13 protein-coding genes and 1 tRNA gene are annotated in these 18629 nt (G+C 66.8%); 6 read left to right on the top strand and 8 right to left on the bottom strand.

The genetic code is table 11. The features are described from left to right. The first annotated feature begins 14 nt into the window (after positions 1-14). From argJ to L286_RS33875, 3 genes are read left to right on the top strand one after another with little or no spacing between them, the layout of a single operon-like run. On the top strand, positions 15-1241 hold the full coding sequence (argJ, locus tag L286_RS33865) for a bifunctional glutamate N-acetyltransferase/amino-acid acetyltransferase ArgJ (protein ID WP_020820876.1): 1227 nt from the start codon (positions 15-17) through the stop codon (positions 1239-1241). 16 nt (positions 1242-1257) lie between these two features. Continuing rightward, positions 1258-2055 (top strand): inositol monophosphatase family protein, encoded by a 798-nt coding sequence (locus L286_RS33870; RefSeq protein WP_020820877.1) that lies wholly within the window; start codon positions 1258-1260, stop codon positions 2053-2055. An 18-nt stretch (positions 2056-2073) separates the two neighbouring features. After that, on the top strand, positions 2074-2685 hold the full coding sequence (locus tag L286_RS33875; protein WP_020820878.1) for a glutathione S-transferase family protein: 612 nt from the start codon (positions 2074-2076) through the stop codon (positions 2683-2685). A gap of 106 nt (positions 2686-2791) precedes the next feature. Here the strand turns inward: L286_RS33875 and trxA are convergent, their stop codons facing one another. The 8 genes from trxA to ettA form a co-directional block, all read right to left on the bottom strand. Further along, the gene (gene trxA / locus L286_RS33880) at positions 2792-3112 is read right to left on the bottom strand and encodes a thioredoxin TrxA (RefSeq protein WP_013039986.1); all 321 of its coding nucleotides are present in this window, start codon (positions 3110-3112) and stop codon (positions 2792-2794) included. Positions 3113-3141: 29 nt separating this feature from the next. After that, on the bottom strand, positions 3142-6585 hold the full coding sequence (gene addA, locus L286_RS33885; RefSeq protein ID WP_020820879.1) for a double-strand break repair helicase AddA: 3444 nt from the start codon (positions 6583-6585) through the stop codon (positions 3142-3144). Beyond that, positions 6566-9541, bottom strand: coding sequence for a double-strand break repair protein AddB (gene addB / locus L286_RS33890; protein WP_021223331.1), 2976 nt, complete (start codon positions 9539-9541; stop codon positions 6566-6568). Before addB ends, addA begins: the two co-directional genes overlap by 20 nt. Further along, positions 9534-10244, bottom strand: a complete 711-nt coding sequence (locus tag L286_RS33895) for a nucleotidyltransferase family protein (protein WP_007689105.1) — start codon at positions 10242-10244, stop codon at positions 9534-9536. The genes addB and L286_RS33895 overlap by 8 nt, the downstream gene beginning before the upstream one ends. After that, complete coding sequence (locus L286_RS33900) at positions 10241-11227, bottom strand: aminoglycoside phosphotransferase family protein (RefSeq protein ID WP_020820881.1); 987 nt, start codon at positions 11225-11227, stop codon at positions 10241-10243. Before L286_RS33900 ends, L286_RS33895 begins: the two co-directional genes overlap by 4 nt. Next, positions 11224-11682, bottom strand: a complete 459-nt coding sequence (gene tsaE / locus L286_RS33905; RefSeq protein ID WP_020820882.1) for a tRNA (adenosine(37)-N6)-threonylcarbamoyltransferase complex ATPase subunit type 1 TsaE — start codon at positions 11680-11682, stop codon at positions 11224-11226. Before tsaE ends, L286_RS33900 begins: the two co-directional genes overlap by 4 nt. Then, positions 11675-14020, bottom strand: coding sequence for a sensor histidine kinase (locus tag L286_RS33910; RefSeq protein WP_020820883.1), 2346 nt, complete (start codon positions 14018-14020; stop codon positions 11675-11677). The genes tsaE and L286_RS33910 overlap by 8 nt, the downstream gene beginning before the upstream one ends. Positions 14021-14742: 722 nt before the next feature. Continuing rightward, positions 14743-16428, bottom strand: coding sequence for an energy-dependent translational throttle protein EttA (ettA, locus tag L286_RS33915; protein WP_021223332.1), 1686 nt, complete (start codon positions 16426-16428; stop codon positions 14743-14745). 102 nt (positions 16429-16530) lie between these two features. On the opposite strand from ettA, the gene L286_RS33920 reads away from it, so the two are divergent. The 3 genes from L286_RS33920 (at position 16531) to L286_RS33930 (ending at position 18480) form a co-directional block, all read left to right on the top strand. Beyond that, positions 16531-17901: a M28 family peptidase gene (locus tag L286_RS33920; RefSeq protein ID WP_020820885.1), complete on the top strand. Its 1371-nt coding sequence runs from the start codon at positions 16531-16533 to the stop codon at positions 17899-17901. Between the two features lie 155 nt (positions 17902-18056). Further along, positions 18057-18269 (top strand): hypothetical protein, encoded by a 213-nt coding sequence (locus L286_RS33925; protein ID WP_007689093.1) that lies wholly within the window; start codon positions 18057-18059, stop codon positions 18267-18269. Positions 18270-18403: 134 nt separating this feature from the next. Continuing rightward, positions 18404-18480: transfer RNA gene (locus L286_RS33930), tRNA-Pro, on the top strand. Positions 18481-18629 lie beyond the last annotated feature (149 nt).

Genomic DNA, 18629 nt, shown 5'->3' on the forward strand with positions numbered 1-18629 from the left:
GCTAAGCGACGGGCATGACCGAACGTTCGCCCCTTGCCCCCGCCTTTTTCCCCGATCTTCCGCCCATCGCGGGCGTCACGGCGCGCGTGGCGCGGGCGCGCTACAAGAATTGGGACCGCTGCGACCTCACCTATGTCGAACTGGTCGAAGGCACGGCGGTCGCGGGCGTCACGACGCAGAGCAAATGCCCCTCCCCCGAAGTCGAATGGTGCCGGGACGCGATTCCGCTGGGATCGGCGCGGGCCTTGGTGGTGAATGCCGGCAACGCCAACGCCTTCACCGGCCATCGCGGCCGCGCCGCCGTGGAGGCCATCGCCGCCAAGGTCGCCAATCATCTCGACTGCCTGCCTTCGGACATCTTCATCTCCTCGACCGGGGTGATCGGCGTTCCGCTGCCGGTGGACAAGGCCGAATCCGGGCTGGAAGCCGCCTTCACCGCCGCCCCCTGCGGCTGGGAGGATGCGGCGACGACCATCGGCACGACCGACACCTATGCCAAGGGCGCCCATGCCTCCGCCATGATCGGCGGCACGCGGGTCGAACTGGTCGGCATCATCAAGGGATCCGGCATGATCGCGCCCGACATGGCGACGATGCTGGGCTATATCTTCACCGACGCGGCCATCGATCCCAAATTGTTGCAGCAGATGCTGTCCGCCGCCAACAAGCGGACCTTCTCCTGCATCACGGTCGACAGCGACACGTCGACCAGCGACACGGTGCTGGCCTTCGCGACGGGCAAGGCGGGCAATGCGCCGCTGACCTCCATGGACGATGCCGGGGCGGACGCCTTTGCGGCGGCCTTGGGCGATCTCTGCCGCCAGCTTGCGCATCTGGTGGTGCGCGACGGCGAGGGCGCGACGAAATTCGTGGAGATCGCGGTCGAGGGCGCGGAAAGCGACGCCAGCGCCCACCGCATCGCCCTTTCCATCGCCAATTCGCCGCTGGTGAAGACCGCCATCGCGGGCGAGGACGCCAATTGGGGCCGCGTGGTCGCCGCCATCGGTAAGGCGGGCGAACCTGCCGACCGCGACAGGCTCTCCATCCGCTTCGGCACGACCCAGGTGGCGTCGGGCGGCCTGGCGGTCGAGGGATATGACGAAGCGCCGGTCGCCGCCCATCTGAAGGGGCAGGACATAGCGATTGGCGTCGACCTGGGTCTTGGCGATGGCCGGGCGACGGTTTGGACCTGCGACCTGACCCACGGCTATATCTCGATCAACGCGGATTATCGTAGCTGAGAATAGGGCGGACCCGATGCCGACGGAATTGCACGAACCAGTCGTCGCGCTGATGCGCGAAGTGGGACGGGACATCGTCATGCCGCGCTACCGGAATCTCGCCAGCCATGAGGTCAGCGAGAAGGCCGCCGACGATTTCGTCACCATCGCCGACAAGGAAAGCGAGATCCGGCTGGCCGAAGGGCTGTCCGCCATCCTGCCCGAAGCGGGCATCATCGGGGAGGAAGCCTGCGCCGCCGACCCCGCCATATTGGACCGGGCGGGCGAAGGGCTGAACTGGATCGTCGATCCCATCGACGGCACCGGCAATTTCGCGGCAGGCAAGCCGCCCTTCGGCATCATCGTCGCGCTGGCCGATGCGGGGACGATCCTGGCCGGATGGATATTGGACCCGCTGACGGGCCGCCTGTGCCATGCGATTCTGGGCGCTGGCAGCCATATCGACGGCGAGCAGGTTCATGCAAAGGAGAGCGGAGAGCCGCTGCCTGTCGCCGCCCTTGCCGTCTATTTCATGACGGAGGAGGAGCGCGCCGACGTCAGGCGCCGGTCGGACGCCATTTTCCGACTGGTGGATATTCCCCGCTGCGCGGCCGAGCAATATCCGCGCCTGGTGCTGGGGCAGAATGACATTTCGGTCTTCGCGCGCACTTTGCCCTGGGATCATGCGGCGGGAACGCTGTTCGTGAACGAAGCGGGCGGGCGGTGCCAGCGGCTGGACGGTTCGCCCTATATGGTGGGCGACCTGCGGCGCGGGCTGCTTGGGGCTTCATCCCCCCGGCTGTGGGACTTGGCGGCGGATCGGCTGTTCCGCTGAAGAAGGAAAGGGACGGACATGCTGACGATCTGGGGGCGTCTCAACTCGCATAATGTGAAGAAGGTCGCCTGGTTCGCGGGGGAGATCGGCCTGCCCTATGTCCGCCACGATGTCGGCGGCCGGTTCGGGATGAGCGCCGCCTATGTGGCGATGAACCCCAACCGGCTGATCCCCACCATCGAGGATGGCGACGTCGTGCTGTGGGAATCCAACGCGATCCTGCGCTATCTGGCCGCGCGTTACGCGCCGGAAAGCATGTGGCCCGCCGATCCGGCGGCGCGGGCGCAGGGCGACAAGTGGATGGACTGGCAGTTCAGCTTTGCCGACGCGCAGCGGGGCGCCTTTTTCAACCTGGTCCGCAGGAAGGCGGAACACCGCAATGCCGCCGCCATCGCGGATTCGGCGCGGGAATCGGGAGAGGCCATGCTGATCCTGAACCGCGCGCTGGCCGCGCAGCCCTGGCTTTCCGGGGACAGCTTCGGTGTCGCGGACGTGCCGATGGGCGTCTATGCCCACAGTTTCTTCACGCTGGCGATGAACCGACCCGACGTGCCGCATGTGCGCGCCTGGTATGACAGGCTGCGCCAAAGGCCGGCCTATGCCGAGACGGTCATGATCCCGCTGACGTAGACATCGTGCAATGACGGAGCGGCGACCCGATTGAATCGGATCGCCGCTCCGGCATGAGAAAAGCTGCTCGCGCGAAGGCGTGAGCACGGCATGGACGTGGAAGGCCTTAGAGGACGCTTTCGATCCAGCCCTTGAGGGCGCTCTTGGGCGCAGCGCCGACCTTGGTGGCGGCGGCTTCGCCATTCTTGAAGAGGATCATCGTCGGAATGCCGCGCACGCCGTAACGGCCGGGCGCATCGGGATTTTCGTCGATATTGATCTTCGCGATGACGACCTTGTCCGCCAGTTCGTCCGAAATCTCTTCCAGCGCCGGGCCGATCATCTTGCACGGGCCGCACCATTCCGCCCAGAAATCGACGAGGACGGGCTTGTCCGCGTTGATGACGTCCTGCTGGAAGCTGAGGTCGGTGACTGCCTTGGTAGCCATTTTGGGAATCTCCTTCGGTTGGCGGATATTTAGGATGGTGACGCATCCGTCTCAACGGGCGGGAGCGGCAAATTCTCCTGCGCGGGCGGAAAGCCGGGCTTGTGCCGGGCCAGCAATTCCGCCGGCAGGGCGATCAGCCGCGGCGCTGACGTGTAGAGCAGCCCGGCCTCGATCCGGCGGCCGGGGAAGATCACCTGAAGCGCGGCGGCATAGGCGGCCATCTGCCGGACATGAGCCAGCGGCACCTCCTCCACCGCGAGCGGCGATATGCGGCCGGTCTTGAAATCGACCAGTTGCACCAGATCGTCGCCGATGCGCAGCCGGTCGACGGTTCCGGCGATCACCGCCTCGCCCACGACTGCGGCGATAGGCGCCTCGGCCAGCGCGTCCGGCCCGAACAGCCCGGCATATTGCGGGTCTTCGATCACGCGCAACGCCTGTTCGATGACGTCATGCCGCCGCGCCTCATCGCCCAGCCCCTGCTGCGCCAGCCATTTGTCGGCGCGGGCGCGGCGGTCGCCGGGCGGCACATCGGCCAGCCGCTCGAACAGCCGGTGCAGCCAACGCCCCCGCTCGGCCGCATCGCGCATCGCAGGGGTTGGCGGCGGATAGGGCACATCGTCCTCCACGGCGGCGGAGGGAGCCAGCGGGCGCGGCGGGCGCGCTTCTGCGGGAGCGGGCTTGCGAAGCCAGACAGGCTCGTCGTGATCAGCGCCGTTTTCGGCAACGTCCGCATCCGCGGCCTTCGGGGGAAGCGTCTCATGGCCACGCCAACGGCGCCGCGCGCCCCAGAGCGGATCGGCCTCCCACTCCGCATCGAGGGAGATCAGCGCCCCCTCGACAGCGGCATACCAGCTCTCCGGCTTGACCTCCCCCTTGGCCCTGGGACCGAGCGATCCGGTCACGACCAGTTTTTCCTCCGCCCGCGTCAGCGCGACATAGAGCAGGCGCCAATGTTCGGCCCGTTCGACGGCGCTCGCTTCCTCCGCCACCCGTCCGATCTCCCCATGCCGTTCCCCCTTGCGCGGCGCGATGATCGGCAGGCCGTTCCACTCCAGCGAGCCGGCGCGGTTGCCCGCGTCCGGATCGAGACAGGCGTCGGCAAGGATGACGATGGGCGCCTGCAATCCCTTCGCGCCATGCACGGTCAGCAGGCGGAGCGAGTCGCCCTGCGCGGCGGCGTCGCGCACGATCTCCACCTCCCCCCGGTCGAACCAGTCGATGAACCGCTGGAGCGAGGGATAATCGTCATTCTCGAAGTCGAGCGCGGCGTTGAGCAATTCCTCGATGGGATCGGCGGCCTCGGCTCCCAGCCGCTCGACCAGGCGGCGGCGGCCATCCATCGGCCCGGACAATATGGCTTCCAGATAGCGATAGGGCGTGGTGAAATCCGCCTGCCCCAGCAACCCCCGCAACGGCTCCAGCAGCGCGCCGTCCAGCGTCTGCGTCAGATGCTGCCACAGCCCGACGCGGCGGCCGATCAGGCGATCCATCAACTCGTCCTGCGTCCACCCGATCAGCGGCGACACCAGCAAAGCGGCCAGGTTCAGATCATCCTCCGGCTGCACGGCGAAGCGCAGCGCCGCCAGCAGATCGCGCACCGCCAGCGGCGCATTCAGGCGCAGCCGGTCGATCCCCGCCACCGCCACCTTCTCCTCATAAAGCCGCGCCACGATCAGCCGCGCCAGTTCGCTGCGGCGGCGCACCAGGATCATGATGTCGCCCGCCGTCACCGGGCGGCCCCGGCTTTCCAGCATCAGTCCGTCATCGATCCACTGCCTGATCTGCCGCGCGATGGTCTGCGCCAGCACCCGCTCCTGATCGGCGGCCCAATCCTCCTCCCCCTCGGCCTCTTCGGCGAAGCCCGCGATCACCGGCTTCCACAGCAGCACTTCGCCCGGAAAGCGGTTCGCGCTGACATGCCGGACTTCGCCCGCCTCCAGCCCTAAACGCTCGGCGCTCAGCGTCTTTATGGTGCGGTCGACCACATCCAGCACGGCGGGCGTGGAGCGGAAGCTGTGCTGGAGCGAGAGGTCATGGAACATCTGGCTCGCATCCTCCGCATGACGCTGGAAGACGATCTGCGCGGCGCGGAAGGCTTCGGGGCTGGTGCCCTGAAATCCGAAGATCGCCTGCTTGAAGTCGCCGACCGTGAACAGGGTGCGGACCCTGTCGCCCTTGGCTCCCTCGCCAGCGAAGAATTCCGCCGCAAGCGCGCCGACGATCTGCCATTGGCTGACATTGGTGTCCTGCGCCTCGTCCACCAAAATATGGTCGATCCGCTGGTCGAGCTTGTAGCGAATCCAGTCGGCGATGCCGGGCTGGGACAGAAGCTGGGCGGTGTTGGCGATCAGGTCGTCGAAATCGACCGCGCCTGCAAGTCGCTTCGCCTCCGCATAGGCGCGGGCATAGGCGCGCCCCGCATGCAATGCCCTGGCGAGCAGGGCGGCATAGGCGGTCCGAACCCGAAGGCCCAGCAGTTCGGAACAGCATTCGTGCATCCGTGCGATGGCGTCGCCATATCCGTCCACCGAAGGCGCCCAGCCCTTGCCGGTCGAAATCAGTTCGCCGTCCGCCTTCGCCCATACCGCATGGAGATCGAACAGCGCAGCCGCCCTCCCCGCCGGATCGAGAGTCCGCCAGCGCGCTATCCGGTCGCAGCGTTCCAGCGCCCGTCCCGTGCCCCAATCCGCATTGGCCTGCGCGATCCAGACGAGCGTGCGCATGTCGAACGACTCGTCCCCGCACTGCTCCGCGATATGCGCGTCGATGTCGCCTTCCGGCAGCCCCAGTTCCCCCAGCAGCCAGGGGGCGATATCCCCAGGCAAGGCTTCCAGCGCATCCAGCCGGGCGGCGCAGCGCAGCAGGAAATTCTCGGCCCCGCCCTCCCCCATGCGCAGGCTCAGCGCCTGCAAGGCATCCATCAGGGCCTTATCGTCCTGCTCCTGCGCGACCACCACCATGTCGGCCAGCGTCTGGCGCGCCAGCGTCGCCTGCTCGCGCTGGTCGAGCGGGCGGAAACCGGGCGGCAGGTCCGCCTCCAACGGAAAGGCCGTCAGCAATTGCTGGCAAAAGCCATGGATCGTCTGGATGCGCAGCCCGCCGCCGGTCGATTCCAGCACCTCGGCGAAAAGGCGGCGGGCGCGGTCCCGGGCTTCCGGGCCGGACTCCTCGCCCAGCGCCTCCAGATCGTGGAAAAGGTCCGCCTCGTCCATCAGCACCCAGGCGGCGAGCCGGTCATGGACGCGATCCGCCATTTCCGCCGCGCCCGCCTTGGTGAAGGTGAGGCACAGGATATTTTCCGGCCGCACGCCCTGAAGCAGCAGGCGGAAGACGCGGGCGGTCAGCACATGGGTCTTGCCCGTGCCCGCTGAGGCCGACAACCACACATGGGCGTCGGGCGCGGCCGCCTGCGCCTGAGCGCCCGCCAGCGGTTGCAGGGCCTTCGCCTTTTTAGCCATCGTCCCGGCCATACCATTCCTCCAGCCGCATGAGCTGGTCATAATCGCCATAATTGGCGACTTCCGGGTTCACCTGCGCGTCGAAGGGCGCCTGTCCGGTAAGCCAGGCGGCGGCAACATCCTCGAACTGCGAATAGACCTGGGACGTGAAGTCGGCGGTGACGATCTTGTCCCGCTTGCCCAGGGGATCGACCGGGCTTTCGCGATAGCCAAAGGAATCGCCCTTCTTGGCGAGCGACCAATATTCGAAGCCGCCCGCGACCGGGGCCGGATGGGTGCCCGGAAAGCCGTCATGCTCCGCGATCAGCCCCAGCAGGCCGAGTTGCAGCGCATAGCCCGCCTTGACCTGGCGCGCGCTGGGCGGCTTGCCGGTCTTATAGTCGACGATGCCCAGCTTCCCGTCCGGCAGCAGGTCGATGCGGTCCGCCTTGCCGGTCAGCGTCACCCCGGCGATCTCCGCCCGGCCTTCGATCTCCACGGCGAGGATCTTGCGCCCCGCCGCAAGGTCGCTCGCCACCTCGGCGGCGATCCAGCGGATGGCCTCGATCAGGCGCGGCTGCCAGAGCGCCTTCAGCAGCGGATGCACGTCGGGCCGGTCGAACATCGCCCGCGCCCGCGCCTCCAGATCGGCGAGGTCGCCGCTGCCCGCCTCCGCCCATTGTTGCAGGATTTCATGCACCGCCGTGCCGCGCCAGGCCGGTCCCGCATCGGCATCCACCGGATCGAGCCGCGCCAGACGCAGGATGCGCTTGGCGTAGAAGGCATAGGGGTCGGCCTTCAACCGGTCGACATCGGTGACGGGAATGACCTTCGGCCGCACCGACAGCGGCGGCACCGGCGCGGGCCGGCTGGCGGGCCTGTGCTCCGCCGCAAGATCGATCGCCTGCGCCAGCGCGGCATAGCGGTCGGCGATCTTCCATTGCGGCCCGGCCATCGCCTTCAACCGCAGCCAGAAGCGCGATGCGACCGCCGGACCGCCCGATCCCCGCCGCGCCCGCGTGATCAGGATTTGCGGTGCGCCCAACGCACTCGCGAAATCATGGGCGGCAAGGCCGATGCGGCTTTCCAGCCCCGGCAGGCCGATCTCCCGCCGGATGCGCGGCGCCAGCCAGGGATCGGGCGCGGGCAGCCCCGGCCATGTGCCCTCATTGAGCCCGCCCAGGATCATGAGGTCCGTCTGCACCAGCCGCGCTTCGATGAGGCCCAGAATGGCGATGCGCGGATGCCCGCCCTGCGGCGGACGGACGGACACGCCGCCCAGAAGATGGTCGAACAGGGCAGGCAGGGCGCGAATGTCGGCCTGACGCGGCCCTTCGCTGGCGGCCTCCTCCATCTCGGCGAAGAGGTCGGCGGCGGCATGGCCCTGATGCCCGGCCCAGACCGCATCATGCGACAGGCGACCGGCATGTTCGCGAATGGCCGCCAATTGCGCCGCAAGGCCGGGGGCGGCCAGAAAGGCCTGCTCCAACGGTTGCAGCAGGGCGCGGGCCTCCGCCCACCAGAGCCGGGTGCGCCCGCGCAGGACGCGCTGCCGGTCTTCGCCGTCCCGCTCCGCCAGCAACAGATCGATCCCATGGATGCCCGCCTGCGGCCGTGGCCCGCGCAGCAGCAGGTCCAGCCCGCGCACTCCCTCCAGCCAGCCAAGCCGTTCTTCCCCCCGCATGACCAGCGGATGCTTGAGCAGGGTCAGCAGCGCAACCGGCGCGAACCGTTCCGCCAGAGCCTCCGCCATGGCGATCAGCAGGGTTCCGGGCGGCAGGCGCGACAGCGGCAGGCCTGCGGAATCGTCGGCCTCTATGCCCCAGCGCCGCAGATGCGCGGACACGCGGGTCGCCAATTGCCGGTCCGGCGTCACCAGCGCGGCGGTGCGCCCTGGCGTCTCGACAGCTTCGCGCAGGGCGATGGCGATGGCCTGCGCTTCCTCTCCGGGCGTCGCGACCTCCAGCGCCTCCACCCCGGCCAGCGAGCGGTCGGCGGTCTTCAGGTCGCGCCAACGGCTGGTCAGCCGAGGCGGCAGCATGGCGTTGGAGATGTTGCGCCCCCGAACGGCGCGGGCGTCATGCTCGCTGCCCCAACGCCAGAGCGCCACATCGTCGCGGGTGGCGCTCATCCGGTCGAGCAGCCGCTTCAGCGCATATTGCGGATGGGTTTCATGCCCGGCGGGCGCCCGGCCGGTCAGCGGATCGGCGTCGAAGGGACCGATGGCGTCCCACGCATCCCTGTCCATCTCCTGATCCAGACCGGCAAAGACGACCGCCCCTCTGGGCATCAGCGCGATCCGGCGCAACAATCCGGCAATCGCCGGGGCGGTGGTAGACATGCCCGCCGCAATCACGAAGCCCTCCGGCGGCGCCTTCGCCCAGCGCGCCGCCACCCGTTCCAGCAGCCGGTTGCGCCGGTCCGCCAGGTCGATGCAGCCGAGCCGCGCCAGTTCCTGCGGCCATTGCGCCAGCAATATGCCGAACAGCTTGAGCGACGTCTGCCAATGCCGCGACAATTCGTCCGACAGGGTGAGGTCGGCCAGCGCGGCGACGGAAAGCCGCTCGACCTGAATCTGGTCCAGCACCGCGCCAAGCGCCTGGGCGAGCTTCAACGCCTGCCCCGCGTCCACCGGATGCGCGGACGCCTGCTGCACCATCCGCGCCAGGATCATCTGGCGGCGCATCGGCGCTATGGCGGGGGGGATGGAGTCGTCCTCCCCCAAGGGATCGAGCGCGCCGCCCACCTGTTCGCCCAGATCGGGATCGCCCAGCGCGACAAGGCGCGGCAGCAGCAGCCCACCCCCGGATTTCCGCACGAAAGCATCGCTGACCGACCGGATGGCGCGATTGTTGGGCAACAGGATCATGCCCTGCGCCAGCCGCATCGGGTCGTCGCCATGTTGTGCCAGGACGCCTGTCACCAGCGCATCGGAAAAGGCGCGATGCGCGGGAATGTTGAACAAAGCCGGGCGGGTGCGATCACCCATGGGCCAGCATCGTCTCCACTACTGGAATGGCCTGCGGCGTGCCGACGTCGAACCACAGTCCCTGATGCGATACGCCATAGAGACGCCCCGCCTCTATCGCCCGGTTCCAGAATACGTTGGTGGAAAAGACGTCCGACGGCGGATCGACCAGCAGGCTGGGCGACATGATCTGCACGCCGGTGAAGACGAAGGGCGCGACATGGGCGGTCCTGCGCCGCGTCAGGCGGCCGTTCGCGTCCATGTGGAAATCGCCCGGCCCGCGGTGGCAATGGGCGCGGGCAAGCGGCACCAGCAGCAGCAGCGCATCCATCCGCTCCGGATTCCAGAGCTTCCGCATCATGCCCAGCGTCTCTTGCGGCCCGTCGATCCACAGATTGTCGCTATTGGCGCAGAAGAAGGGCGCGTCGCCCAACTGCTCCTTTGCATGGATCAGCCCGCCGCCGGTCTCCAGCAATTTCCCGCGCTCGTCGGAAATGGCGATCCGCATGCCATTATGGTGCGCGGCCAGATGCGCCTCGACCGTATCGGCCAGATAATGGACATTGACCACCACCTTCCGGATGCCGCCCGCCGCCAGCCGGTCCAGCGCATGGTCCATCAGCGGCTTGCCCGCCACCTTGACCAGCGGCTTGGGGCGGGTCGCCGTCAGCGGCCGCATGCGCTTGCCCAGTCCGGCCGCCATCAGCATCGCCGTGTCGATCATGCGGGGGCATAGTCCTCTAGAGCATGGTGGCGCTTGTCGGCCGGGATATTGGCCGCGAACCACGCCGCCACGGGCGCCAGCGCCGGATGGGCGAGGTCACGCTCCAGCAAGTCCCACATGCGCGGCAGGAAGCTCAGGTAACGCGGCTTGCCGTCGCGCTTCCAGAGGCGGGTGAAGATGCCGATGATCTTCGCGTTGCGCTGCGCACCCAGCACGGCATAGGCCGCGTCGAAATCGGCGGGCGGGTCGGCGACGGCGCGATAATGAGCGAGCATCGCCGCCTCCAGCGCGGGGGACACGTCGCGCCGGGCATCCTGCAACAGCGAAACGAGGTCATAGGCCGGATGCCCCGCCAGCGCGTCCTGAAAGTCGAGCAGGCCCAGCCCATGCGATTCCGCCCGGTCGATCAGCATGATATTTTCCGCATGATAATCGCGCAGCACCGTGACGACGGGGCTGGCCGATCGCTCCACGACCGGCAGCACCGCATCCCATGCCGCGACATAGCCCGGCTCATCCACCGGCAGGCCGATGGCGGGGCAATACCATTCCGTCAGCAATCCCGCTTCCCGCTGATAGACGGCACGGTCATAGGGCGGCACATCGGCGGGAGGCAGGCGATGCAGGGCGGCCAGCAGGTCGACGGCGCGGCGATATACGTCGCTTTCAGCCTCCGGCGCGTCCTCGACATGTTCCTTGACGCGCAGGTCGCCGAAATCCTCGATCAGGACCAGCCCTTCGTCCAGATCCTGCGCCAATATCCGGGGCGCGGCAAAGCCCTTCTCCGTCAGATGCCGGGCAATGGCGATGAAGGGGCGCGGGTCTTCATGCGGCGGCGGCGCATCCATCAGCACCGCCCGGCGGGCGCCGTCGATCACCCGGAAATAGCGGCGGAAGGACGCATCCCCGGCCAGCGGCACGATGGCGGCATGCTCCCACCCCGCTTGCGCGAGAAAGGCGGGAGCGGCGGCGGGCGGGATCATATCTGTGACCATCGCTCCGTCCAAGCGCCCGGCACGTCCGCTGTCAAGCGCCGTGCGCCGCCGGGTTCGATCGCGATGTGGAAGCGCAGGGCATCGGGCCACGCCTGCTCGCCCAGCCGGTCGGGCCATTCGACGATCAGCAGGCTGTCCATCAGATATTCGTCCAGCGCCAGTTCCTCGGCCTCCTCCGGCCCGTCGAGCCGGTAGAGGTCGACATGAGCGACCGGCAGGCTGACTTCCGGAATGTCATAGGGCTGGACGATGGCGAAGCTGGGGCTGGGCGCTTCCCCCTCCAGCCCCAATCCTTCCAACAGGCCCCGTGCCAGCGTCGTCTTGCCCGCGCCCAGCCCGCCCTCCAGCGCGATGACGTCGCCGATGCGGACGAAAGCGGCCAGCCGACGCCCGAACGCCAGCATCTCCCCCTCGCCGGTCAGGACGATCTCGCTCTCAGCCACGGGGCAGCTCGATCACGACCATGGTGCCCTGCCCCGGCTCAGAAACCAGTTGCAGCGTCCCGCCATGAGCCTGCGCCAACTGCCGGGCCAGCGGCAGGCCGATCCCCGCCTTGCCGCCGTTGCGTGCCTGCTCCGTCCGGGAGGATGCATCGAAGATCGTCGCCTGCCGCTTGGCGTCGATGCCCGGCCCATTGTCCGACACGACGAGCCGGGCGTTGTCCGTCGTCCCGTCGCCATGCAGCAGCACTCGCCCGCCCCGGCTGCAATAGCGCACCGCATTTTCCAGCAGATGGTCCAGCGCCTGCCCGATCCGCCGCTTGTCCCCCTGTATCGTGCCCAGGCTGGCCTGGAGCGACAGGGCAAGGTCGATCCCCTTGGCGGTGGCGTCGCCCTTTATTCGCGCCACGGCGTCGCGGGCCTCCACCGCCAGGTCCACCGGAGCCTTTTCGATGGGCAGCATGCCCGCCTCGCCCTGGGTCAGGTCCAGCACATTGTCGATCAGCATGGAAAGCCGGTTGGTGCTCTGCAGGATGCCGTCGACATATTCTTTCGCGGATGCGCTGAGTTCCCCCGCATATCCCGCGCTCATCATCTCGGCGAAACCGGCGATGGTGGTCAGCGGCGTGCGCAGTTCATAGCTCATATTGGTGACGAAGGCGGTCTTCACCTTGTCCGCCTGCTCCAGCGCGTCGTTGCGGTCGCGCAGCACCTGCTCCACGCGGCGGCTGTCGGTGACGTCCAGCATGGTGAACAGCGCATTGCCGTCCGGCAGCGGGATCGCGGCGAATTCGAAGATGCGCCCGTCCGCGAAGCCGACATGGCCGACGCGCTGCTTGCGCTCCACCGTGGCGGCGCGCACCAGTTCGCGGACGAGATTGCCCTGCTGCGGCTTGGCCAGCCGCGATTGGACCGTCCGCATCAGTTCGTCGATGCGCGGATGCTGGGCCAGCAGATCCTCCGAAACGTCCCAGATCGTCCGGAAACGGCTGTTCCACAGGTGCAGGCGACCGTCCGAGGAAAAGACGCCGATCGATTCGAACAGATTGTCGAACGTCGCTGTGCGGACGCGGAGCAGCGTGTCGCGGGCGCTCGACAACTGGACCTGCTCGGTCCGATCCTCGAAGATCAGCAGCAGGCCCCCGTCAGGCAAAGGCTGTGCATAGACGCGCAAATGGGTGCCGTCGGCCAGCAGCCAATTCTCCTCGCGCGGATCGGGCGAGAGGAACCAGTCGCGCCGCTCCGCCCGCCATGCCGGAAAATCGCGATTTTCCGGCAGCCGCCGCGCCTCGCGCATCTGGTCCAGCACCCGTTCGAACGGCGGATTGTCGGCCAATCGCTCCTGATCCAGCCCGAACAGGCTCATGAAGGGCTGGTTCCAGAAGCGCAGCGCCCGGTCGGACCCGAAACGCGCCACGCCCGCGGACAGGCGGTCCAGCAGGTCGCGCTGCGCCGCCTCCAGCCGCCGATGCTCGACGCGGGCCTGTTCCAGTTCATTCTGGTCCAGGGCGAAACCGGCCACCCCCGCCGCGCCCAGCGGAACATCGACCACGCGGATGGTCCGCCTTTCGCCGTCGATGGTCGCGGGAACCATGCGCTCGACAGGCGTGCCGTCGGCAAGGGTCTGGGCGGCGGCGGCCTGCGGCGTCAGTCCGCCGACCGTCTCGACCAGTTCGGTGCCGTTGGCGATGACCTCGCGGGCGTTCTCTCCATCCACCGCCCGGACATAGGCCGTGTTGACCAGGCTGAGCCGCATGTCCGCCGTGCGATGCCACATGGGAAAGGGCGCCGCCTCCACCAGGCCCGCCAGCGCCTCCAGGGCTTCCCGAAGCTGCTCCACCCGGCCCTTGAGGGTCTGGATTTCCGACTGGCTGTCGGTCGCGTCGAAGATCCAGAGGACGACCCCGCCGCTTTCGGCCAGCACCGGCCCGGCCGGCGCGCCGCGGACCAGCAGCAACCGCGACGAATCGACGCCCCGCACCGGCAGCGCGAAACTGCGCCCTGCGCGCTGGGCGGCCGCGATCTCCTGCGCCAGCGCGGCCGCGTCATCGGGTTCCAGGCCGCCGTCCGGCGCGGTCAGTTCGGACACGAAGGCCGGCACCCGCTCCTTGCCCAGCCATTTGGCGAGCCGGTCGGCCGCTTCCAGCCGTCCGTCGGAATGGATTACGATGGGCGCGGCGGGCGCGGAGGCGATCAGGGCGGACAGCCGGTCCAGCTTTCCCTGCGCCTGCATGCCTTCGCGGCGCCGGCGCTGGCCGCTCGACAGGGCCCAGATCGCCGCGCCCAGCCACAAGGCCAGCACGACGCCCAGGATCACGGCAGCAAGAGGGGTCAACGCCATTAAACCTGCTTCGCCCTCATTGCCGAATGTCTGCCCCCGTCGCTGGTCCAGAGGGGACTAACCCAAGTCAGATGCAGCGTGAAGCACCGAGATGGAAAGAATCATGCTTTGCCGCGAATTCGCCCTTCGGGCATCGGGCAATAATTCGGAATTATTCGCGCTGAGAAGGACTGAGCCCTTCGATGGGCTCAGGAACAGCGTGCATTTGATTGAACACGGTGTGTCGCAGGCGGCGTGGACAAATGCGGATGTCGGGAAATGGCCAATAGCGGACATTCCCCACCGTCACCCCGGACTTGATCCGGGGTCCCGCTTTTGCCTCTACACCGCGCCCAGCCCAAGGCAGCGGGACCCCGGATCAAGTCCGGGGTGACGAATAGGGGGGAGGGGTGACGAATAGGGGAATGGCCGCTTTCCACCCAAAATCGCTCAGTCCGGGTCTTGAATTTGTCCACGCCGTCTTAGGGATAAGGCCGCATGGGTGGGTGCATCGGCGGAATATGCCGCCGGAATATCCGCATCGCGGAACAGGCCCATGAATGAGGCGCCCATCACCAAAAAAAAGGCCGATCCCAGAAGGACCGGCCTGAAAGTTTTAGGAGAGGATGCCTGAAAGGCCTTTTCTATGTGCAGTGCAGCACGTCATTTTGCAATTGCGAAAAACACGCCACCCATTGCAATGTTTGCAATTCGTTGGCGGTTTTCGCGCCGCATCGCTGGAATCAGCGCGTCAGCTTCTTGTAGGCGAGCCGCGTGGGACGATCCGCCGCATCGCCCAGGCGACGCCGCTTATCCTCCTCATACATGGCGAAATTGCCCTCGAACCATTCGACATGGCTGTCGCCTTCGAAGGCCAGGATATGCGTCGCCAGCCGGTCGAGGAAGAAGCGGTCGTGGCTGATCACCACGGCGCAGCCCGCGAAATTCTCGATCGCCTCTTCCAGCGCCGCCAGCGTTTCGACGTCCAGATCGTTGGTCGGTTCGTCGAGCAGCAGGACGTTGCCGCCCTTCTTCAGCATCTTGGCGATGTGGACGCGGTTGCGCTCGCCGCCCGACAGCTTGCCGACATTCTTCTGCTGGTCCTGCCCCTTGAAGTTGAAGGCGCCGACATAGGCGCGCGTCGACATGTCGTGCCCGTTGACCTTCACATAATCCAGGCCATCCGAAACCTCTTCCCAGACATTCTTCGACGGGTCGAGATGATCGCGGCTCTGGTCGACATAGCCCAGGCGCACGGTCGAACCGATGTCGATCTCGCCCGAATCGGGCTGTTCCTGCCCGGTAATGATCTTGAACAGGGTGGACTTGCCCGCGCCGTTCGGCCCGATGACGCCGACGATGCCGCCCGGCGGCAGCATGAAAGAGAGGTTTTCAAACAGCAGCTTGTCGCCATAGGCCTTCGAGATATTCTTCGCCTCGATCACCTTGCCGCCCAGGCGCTCAGGCACCTGGATGACGATCTGCGCCTTGCCCGGCGTGCGACTTTCCTGGCTGGCGACCAGTTCCTCGAACTTCTTGATGCGCGCCTTGGACTTGGTCTGGCGGCCCTTGGTGCCTGCCCTGATCCATTCCAGCTCGTCGTTGATCGCCTTCTGGCGGCCGGTCGCCTCGCGGTCTTCCTGCTCCAGGCGCTTGGCCTTCTTCTCCAGATAGGTGGAGTAGTTACCCTCATAGGGGAAATATTTGCCCCGATCGAGTTCCAGGATCCAACCGACCACATTGTCCAGGAAGTAGCGGTCGTGGGTGATCATCAGCACCGCGCCCGCATATTCCTTCAGGTGGTTTTCCAGCCACTCGACGCTCTCTGCATCCAGATGGTTGGTCGGTTCATCGAGCAGCAATATGTCCGGCTTCTGGATCAGCAGGCGCGTGAGCGCGATGCGGCGCTTCTCACCGCCCGACAGGCTGTCCACCGGCCAGTCCGAAGGCGGGCAGCGCAGCGCCTCCATCGCAATTTCAAGCTGGTTGTCGAGCGTCCAGCCGTCCACGGCGTCGATCTGCTCCTGCAGCGTGCCCATTTCCTCCATGAGTGCGTCGAAATCGACGTCCTCCGGCGGGTCGGCCAGCTCCAAGCTGATCTCGTTGAAGCGGTCCAGCTTGTCCGCAATCTCCCGCGCGCCGTCCTTGACGTTCTCCAGAACCGTCTTGTTCGGGTCCAGTTGCGGCTCCTGCGGCAGATAGCCGACCGTGATATTCTCGCCCGGCCATGCCTCCCCGCTATAATCGGTATCGATGCCGGCCATGATCTTCATCAGGGTCGACTTGCCCGCGCCGTTGGGGCCGACGATGCCGATCTTCGCCCCGCGATAGAATTGCAGGTTGATCTGGTTGAGCACCGGCTTGGCGGCGCCGGGAAAGCTCTTGGTCATGCTCTTCATGACGAAGGCGTATTGGGACGAGGCGGACATGGCTTGAAGCTGCTCCGAAAGGACAATCGTTGGAAATCGGCGCCGGGTTAGCGGAGGCGGAACGCGTTGGCAAATGGGGGATGCCCCGCTAAGCCTTCATCCATGCAGAAAATCCGACCGGGCACGCTTGCCGCCCTCCTCCTCGGCAGCATCCTCACCCCCTCCCCCCTCCTGGCCGCGTCCAGCATCGATGCGATTCGCGCCGCCGCCCTGACGGACACGGTTGCGATGGACTTCACCGAAGGCCTCACCACCGAAGTCGGCCCCCGCCCCGCCGGCACCCCGCAGGAGGCCCGCGCCCGCGACTGGACAGTGGCGAAGCTGAAAAGCCTGGGCTTCTCCAACGTCCGCGCCGAACCTTACACCATGGCCGTCTGGCTGCGCGGCCATGACGAAGCCCGCGTGATCGCGCCCTTCCCGCAAAATCTGGTCCTCGCCGCGCTGGGCAACAGCGCATCCACCCCGGACAAGGGAATAGAGGGGGAGGTCGCCTATTTCCCCACGCTGGCCGATCTGGAGGCCGCGCCCGAAGGCAGCCTGAAGGGCAGGATCGCCTTCGTCAGCCATTCGATGCATGCGACCCAGGACGGCAGTTCCTACGGCTATTTCGGCGCGACCCGCCGCCAGGGGCCAAGCATCGCGTCGAAAAAGGGCGCCATCGCCATATTGATCCGTTCCATCGGCACCGACAACCACCGCCAGCCCCATACGGGCGTTCAGATGTGGGCCGATGGCGTGAAGCCCATTCCCGCCGCCGCGCTCAGCGTGCCGGACGCCGAACAGCTTGCCCGCATGGTCTCGCGGGGACAGCCCGTGCGGCTGCACCTGACGCTCACCTCCAAAATGCTGAAGGACCAGCCGTCGGGCAACGTCATCGCCGAAATCCCCGGCCGCGATCCCAAGGCGGGCGTCGTCGTCGCCGCATGCCATCTCGATAGCTGGGATCAGGGCACGGGCGCGATAGACGATGGCGCGGGCTGCGGCATCGTGGCCGCCGCGGCGCTCCAGGCCGCCAAGGCCGGGCCGCTACGCCGCACCATCCGTCTGCTGATGGCCGGTGCGGAGGAGGTCGGCGGCAATGGCGGCCGCGCCTATTTCGACGCCCATGGCAAGGAAGCGCATGCCATGGCGATGGAATCGGATTTCGGGGCCGACCGCGTCTGGCGCGTGGATTTCAGGCTGCCGCAGGGCCATGACGCGCTCGCCCGCCGGGTCGCGGCCGGGCTGGCTCCGCTCGGCATCGGCGCCAGCCGCCTGCCCGCCGGCGGGGGTTCCGACATAGAGCCGCTGGTGAAGGCGGGCGTCCCTGTGGTCGATCTCCAGCAGGACGGCACCCGCTATTTCGACATTCATCACACGCCGGACGACACGCTGGACAAGATCGACCCGGCACAGCTTCGGCAGAATGTCGCCGCCTGGGCGGTTGCGCTTTTCGAAATCGCGAATGCGCCGGAATCGTTAGGCGTTAACTGAACTTTTATTGTAGACAACTGCTTGTCGCGTGATTCTGTCGCTTCACCGACGCAGAAAAGCATTGATTTGTGCAGCGCACACGTTAATGCGGGTCGCTCGCGTAAGTCACGATTTTGGCGTGGCAACGCGGCAAAATGCTATGGGAGCCGTACACAATGAAGAAGATCGCTGTTGTTTTCGCTTCGGCCGGCCTGATGGCCCTCGCCGCTTGCGGTGAGAAGCCGGCCAACGAGACCGCGAACGCTTCGAACGCTGTTGTTGAGAACGTTGTCGAAAACGCCACCAACGCTGCCGACAACGCCGCGAACGCTGCCGACAACGCCGCCAACGCTGCGAACGTCGCTGGCAACGCCGCGAACGCCGAATAATCTTCGCTTCAGCGGGATTTTCGAAAGGGCGGATCGTCTTCGTACGATCCGCCCTTTTTCCATGCGGTGAACGGCGGAGGAAACAAAAGCGCGATTGACGCGCCGGTTGCTTCACCGCTAAGGCCCGCGAGCGCCGGGGAGTAGCGCAGTCTGGTAGCGCGCCTGCTTTGGGAGCAGGATGTCGCAGGTTCGAATCCTGTCTCCCCGACCACCCACCCTTCTCTTGGGTTTTCCGGAATGCTCAAGATGCGGAAAAATCCGCGATACGGCGCGGTTTTCACTTGCCATGGCTTCTCACTGCTTGCCATCTAAGCACATGGCACGGGGAGTCATCCAAGGGGCATCAAATCGCGGCGCGGG

The organism is Sphingobium sp. HDIP04, assembly GCF_000445085.1.
In the GTDB taxonomy this organism is placed as follows: domain Bacteria; phylum Pseudomonadota; class Alphaproteobacteria; order Sphingomonadales; family Sphingomonadaceae; genus Sphingobium; species Sphingobium indicum.